This is a genomic window from Micromonospora sp. BL1 (assembly GCF_003667485.1).
In the GTDB taxonomy this organism is placed as follows: domain Bacteria; phylum Actinomycetota; class Actinomycetes; order Mycobacteriales; family Micromonosporaceae; genus Micromonospora; species Micromonospora tulbaghiae.
Window position 1 is genome coordinate 1 of sequence record NZ_RCVK01000177.1, and the last position, 5,151, is coordinate 5,151.

General features: G+C 73.7%; 4 protein-coding genes. 1 reads left to right on the plus strand and 3 read right to left on the minus strand.

Going from position 1 to position 5,151, the window contains the following annotated elements; translation table 11 throughout:
- A partial coding sequence (locus tag EAD96_RS07355; protein WP_147457849.1) for an LCP family protein occupies positions 1-960 on the plus strand: 960 nt, incomplete at its 5' end.
- A 3-nt stretch (positions 961-963) separates the two neighbouring features.
- On the opposite strand, the gene EAD96_RS07360 is transcribed toward EAD96_RS07355, so the two are convergent.
- The 3 genes from EAD96_RS07360 to EAD96_RS07370 form a co-directional block, all read right to left on the minus strand.
- Entirely contained in the window at positions 964-2,421 is a 1,458-nt protein-coding gene (locus EAD96_RS07360; protein WP_121683701.1) for a M1 family metallopeptidase, read from the minus strand.
- 88 nt (positions 2,422-2,509) lie between these two features.
- Positions 2,510-3,901 carry a M1 family metallopeptidase gene (locus EAD96_RS07365; RefSeq protein ID WP_121683702.1) on the minus strand — a complete coding sequence of 464 codons (1,392 nt, stop codon included), beginning with the start codon at positions 3,899-3,901 and terminating at the stop codon, positions 2,510-2,512.
- Positions 3,902-4,009: 108 nt separating this feature from the next.
- A complete protein-coding gene (locus EAD96_RS07370) occupies positions 4,010-5,128 on the minus strand; it encodes a GuaB3 family IMP dehydrogenase-related protein (protein ID WP_121683703.1) in 1,119 nt (372 codons plus the stop codon).
- Positions 5,129-5,151 lie beyond the last annotated feature (23 nt).

Sequence of the window (5,151 nt, forward strand, 5' to 3'; positions counted from 1 at the left end):
CCCACGCCCGCCCCGACCACCGCCAGCCCGACGCCGCCGCCCGGTGCCGACCTGAAGGGCCCGCTCAACCTGCTGCTCGTCGGCGTCGACACCCGGGTCAGCATCCCCGGCTGGGAGCCGCACGCCGACGCCGTGCTGCTGCTGCACGTACCGGCCGGGCTGGACCGGGCGTACCTGTTCTCGCTCCCCCGCGACCTGGTCGTGGACATCCCCGCCTACCCGAAGGCCCGTTACCCGGGCGGGCGGACCAAGCTCACCCACGCGATGAGCTACGGCAGCCGGGTGCCGGGCGACAAGCGCAACCCCAGCACCGCCCAGGGGTACGAACTGCTGCGCACCACCGTCTCCCGCTACACCGGGCTGCGCATCGACGCCGGGGCGGTGATCACGTTCGGGGGCTTCGACAAGCTGGTGGACACGCTCGGCGGGGTGGACCTCTACGTCGACCAGCGGGTCGAGTCCCGGCACCGCCGCCCGGACGGCACCATGCGGACGCTGACCGGCGGCGGCTACACCGGGCCGCAGATGGTCTACCAGAAGGGCACCCGGCACCTGACCGGCTGGCAGGCGCTCGACTACGCGCGGCAGCGCTACACCGCGGGCGGCGACTACACCCGGCAGCGGCACCAGCAGCAACTGCTCCGGGCGCTGGCCCGCAAGATCGTCGACCAGGGCACCGCCCGCGACCCGCAGCGGGTCGAACAGGTGGTGGCCGCGCTGGGCAAGACCCTGGTGTACGCCGGTGGCGGCCGGAAGCTCATCGACTTCGCGTACGTCCTGGGTGGCCTGCCGGCCGACCGGCTCACGCTCGTCGTGCTGCCCGGCGCCGGGGTGAGCAGCGGCGGCGCGTACCGGGGTGAGCAGCTCAAGCCGCTCGGCCGCGACTTCCTCACCGCGCTGCGCGGCGGGCGGGCCGACGCGTTCCTGGCCGCCCACCCGTCGCTGCGCGTCAAGAACTGACGCCTACAGCGGCTTCGGGGCGGGCGGGCGCTCGGTGCCGTACAGCCACGGGTCGAAGACCTTCGCCAGCTTCTTGCCGGTGATCCGCTCGGCCAGCGCCACGAAGTCGGCGGTGGTGGCGTTGCCGTTCTTCCGCTCCGCGGCCCAGGTGCGCAGGATGGTGAAGAACGCGGTGTCGCCCACCGCCACGCGCAGCGCGTGCACAGTCATCCCGCCCCGGTCGTAGACCGAGCGGCTGAACAGGTTCGCCACACCCGGCTTGCCCGGCGGCGTACGCCACACCTGCCCGCCGGCGTTCGCGTACTTCTGCTCGAACGTGCGCTGCACCGTGGTCGAGCCGCTGTGCTCCGCCCACAGCCACTCGGCGTACGTGGCCAGCCCTTCGTTGAGCCAGATGTCCTGCCAGCGCTGGATCGACACGCTGTTGCCGTACCACTGGTGGGCCAGTTCGTGCGCGACCACGCCGGTGTTGTCGCCCTGCTGGAAGAAGCTCGCCGAGTAGACCGGGCGGCTCTGCGTCTCCAGCGCGTACCGGATCCGGTCGTCGGCGATCACCACGCCGCCGTACGCGTCGAACGGGTACGGCCCGAAGACGCTCTCCAGGTAGTCGGCGACCTCGACCGTGCGCGCGAGGGACCGGTCCGGCGCGCCCTGCGCCACCTGGGTGGTGACCGCGCTGTAGACCGGCCGTCCCTTGTGCTCCCCGGTGGTGACCCGGAACTTTCCGATCGCCACGGTGGTCAGGTAACTGGCCGTCGGCGCGGTCTCCGACCACTTCCAGGTGGTCCAGGCGCCGCTCGTCGACCTACCCTTCGGCACACCGTTGGAGACCGCCGTCAGCCCCTTGGGGACGGTGATCTCCATGTCGTAGGTGGCCTTGTCCGACGGGTGGTCGTTGACCGGGAACCAGGTGCTCGCCGACTCCGGCTGACCGAGCGCGATCGCCCCGTCGGTCGTGTGCAGCCAGCCGCCCTCGCCCAGCGCCTCGTTCCGCAGCGGCTCCGGCCGGCCGTCGTACCGGATCTCGGCGGTGAAGCCGTTGCCGGAGGTCAGCCCGATGGCCGGGGTGATCACCAGCTCGTCGTCGGTGCGGCTGTGCCGGGCGGCGGCGCCGTCCACTGTGACCGACCGGACGGTCAGCCCGGCCAGGTCCAGGTTGAACGCGGACAGGTCGGCGGTCGCGGTGGCCCGCAGCGTGGTGGTGCCGCTGAGCTTGTCGGTCTCCGGGTCGTAGCGCACCTTGACCGTGTAGTGCGCGACGTCGTACCCGCCGTTGCCGTAGCGCGGGAAGTACGGATCGCCGGCGCCGGCCGCGCCCGGTGCGAAGCTGCGCGAGGTCGCCGGCGCCGGGCCGGCCGGGGTCGACGGACCCGGGTCCGGCTCGGCCGAACCGCAGCCGGCCACCAGCAGCGTGCCGCAGGTCAGCAACCCGATCCGTCGTCGTGCGCCGCGCCGCGTCATCGCTTCGATCCCTCCCGGGGCCGTTCGGCGGCCCCCGCCCACGGGCCGCTCCGACGCGGCAGCCTACCCAGCGGCGGTCACGCGTGCGTCACGGCAGTCCCGGCGGCGTGCCGCCGACCAGCCAGGCGTCCAGCAGCGCCCGCAGCGGCCGCCCCGACGTGCGTTCGGCGTACCCGACGAAATCGGCGGTGGTGACGTTGCCGTCGCGGTGCTGCGCCAGCCAGCCGCGCAGCACGCGGTGGAACGTCTCGTCGCCCACCGCGCGGCGCAGCGCGTGCACCGCGAGCGCGCCCCGCTGGTAGACCGCGTCACCGAACATCCCGGCCCGGCCCGGGTCGACTGTGGGCTTCGACCAGTCGGTGTCCGCGTACCGTTGCGCAACGGTCTGCGCCACCGTGCGTCCGCCGTCGTGCTCGGCCCAGAGCCATTCGGCGTACGTGGCGAAGCCCTCGTTGAGCCAGATGTCGCTCCACCGGGCCACCGAGACGCTGTCGCCGAACCACTGGTGCGCCAGCTCGTGCGCGACCACCTCGGTGTTCGGCCGGCCGTCGCGGAAGAACGCCGGCCCGTAGACCGGACGGCTCTGCGTCTCCAGCGCGTACCGGATGCGTTCGTCGGCGACCACCACGCCGCCGTACGCCTCGAACGGGTACGGCCCGAAGTGCCCGGCCAGGAAGTCGGCGACCTCGCCGGTGCGGGCCACCGACGCGGCGGCCGGCCCGTCCGCGGGCAGCGCCGCGGCGACGGCGGTGACGATGGGCTTGCCGGCGTGGGTGCCGCTGCTGACCCGGTAGTCGCCGATCACCAGCGTGCTCAGGTAGCTGGCCATCGGTGCGCGCTCGGACCAGCGCCAGGTGGTCCAGCCGCCGCTGGACGTCCGGCCCTCCGGCGCGCCGTTGGACAGCGCGGCGAGCCCGTCCGGCACGGTGACCGCGAGGTCGTAGGTGGCCTTGTCCGACGGGTGGTCGTTGACCGGGTACCAGGTGCTCGCCGACTCGGGCTGACCGAGCGCTATCGCGCCGTCCGCAGTGGCGTGGAAACCGCCGTCGCCCAGTTCGGCGTTCGGCAGCGGCTGCGGCACCCCGCCGTACGCGACCTCGACGGTGAACCGCCGCCCGGACGGCAGCCCGCCCGCCGGGGTGACGATCAGCTCGGCGCCGTCGTGGCGGTGCTTCGCCGCCGCGCCGTCCACCCGCACCCGCTCGACGTCCAGCCCGGCCAGGTCGAGCTGGAACCGGGACAGCGCGCGGGTGGCGGTGACGGTCAGCTTTGCGGTGCCGGTGAGCCGGTCGCTCGCCGGGTCGTAGCGCACGTCCAGCGCGTAGTGGCCCACGTCGTAGCCGCCGTTGCCGGCTCCCGGCACGTACGGGTCACCGGCGTCCGCCGCGCCCGGCCGGAACCCGCTCTCGTCGCCGCCGGTGCATCCGCTCAGCGCGAGCGCCGCCACCAGCCCTGCCGCCCAGACCCGCCCCCGTCTCACCCGGCGAGCCTAGACGCGCGACGGCGCGGGCGGGGCCGGAACACGTCCGGGCCGCCGCCCGCGCCGTTGCGCGGTGCTCAGCCGGTGCTCAGCGGTGCTCAGCGGTGCTCAGCGGTCGAGGACCAGTCCGACCTTCTGGAACTCCTTGAGGTCGCGGTAGCCGCACTTGGCCATCGCGCGGCGCAGGCCGCCGAAGAGGTTGAGCTGGCCGTCCGGCTCGTCGGCCGGGCCGAACAGCAGCTTCTCCATCGAGCCGAGCGGCTCGCCGGCCACCTCGAACGCGCCCCGGGGCAGCGACGGGTGGCTGGCCGCCGAGTGCCACCAGGCGCCACCGGCCGGGGCCTCCTCGCAGAGCGACAGCGGCTCGCCGAGCATCACCGCGTCCGCGCCGCAGCCGAGCGCCTTGGCGATGTCGCCGGAGGTCTGCATGTCGCCGTCGGCGATCAGGTGCACGTACCGGCCGCCGGTCTCGTCCAGGTAGTCGCGGCGGGCCGCGGCGGCGTCGGCGATGGCGGTGGCCATCGGCACCCGGATGCCGAGCACCGACTCGGTGGTCGACCAGTCGTCGCCGCCGATGCCCACGATCACGCCGGCCGCGCCGGTACGCATCAGGTGCAGCGCGGTCTTGTAGTCGGTGCAGCCGCCGACGACGACCGGCAGGTCCAGGTCGGCGATGAACTCCTTGAGGTTCAGCGGCTCGTCGGTGGTGGAGACGTGCTCGGCCGAGACGAGCGTGCCCTGGATGACCAGGATGTCCACGCCGGCGTCGAGGATCACCGGAGCCAGCGCCAGGGTGTGCTGCGGGGAGACCCGCACCGCCACCGTGCCGCCGCCCTCGCGCAGCTCGCGGACCCGCTCGGCGATCAGGTCGGGCCGGATCGGCTCGGCGTAGACCTCCTGGAGGCGCTTGGTCGCCCGCGCGTCCTCGCCGAGACCGGCCAGCTCCTCCAGGATCTTGACCGGGTTCTCGTACCGGGTCCAGAGGCCCTCGACGTTGAGCACGCCGAGGCCGCCGAGCTGGCCGAGCCGGACCGCCGAGGCGGGGCTCATGGTCGCGTCCGAGGGGTGCGCGACGCACGGGATGCCGAACTGGTACGCGTCGAGCTGCCACGCGGTGGAGACGTCGTCGACGTCCCGGGTGCGGCGGCTCGGCACGATGGCGATGTCGTCCAGGTGGTAGCCGCGCTGCGCGGTCTTGCCCAGCCCGATCTCGACCACGTCACGCATGGGGGACTCCAGGTGGTTGGGGG

Excerpts from the sequence above, each read along its gene's own strand:
- EAD96_RS07370 (WP_121683703.1), bottom strand. The coding sequence starts at position 5,128 with ATGCGTGACGTGGTCGAGATCGGGCTGGGCAAGACCGCGCAGCGCGGC.
- EAD96_RS07360 (WP_121683701.1), bottom strand. The coding sequence starts at position 2,421 with ATGACGCGGCGCGGCGCACGACGACGGATCGGGTTGCTGACCTGCGGC.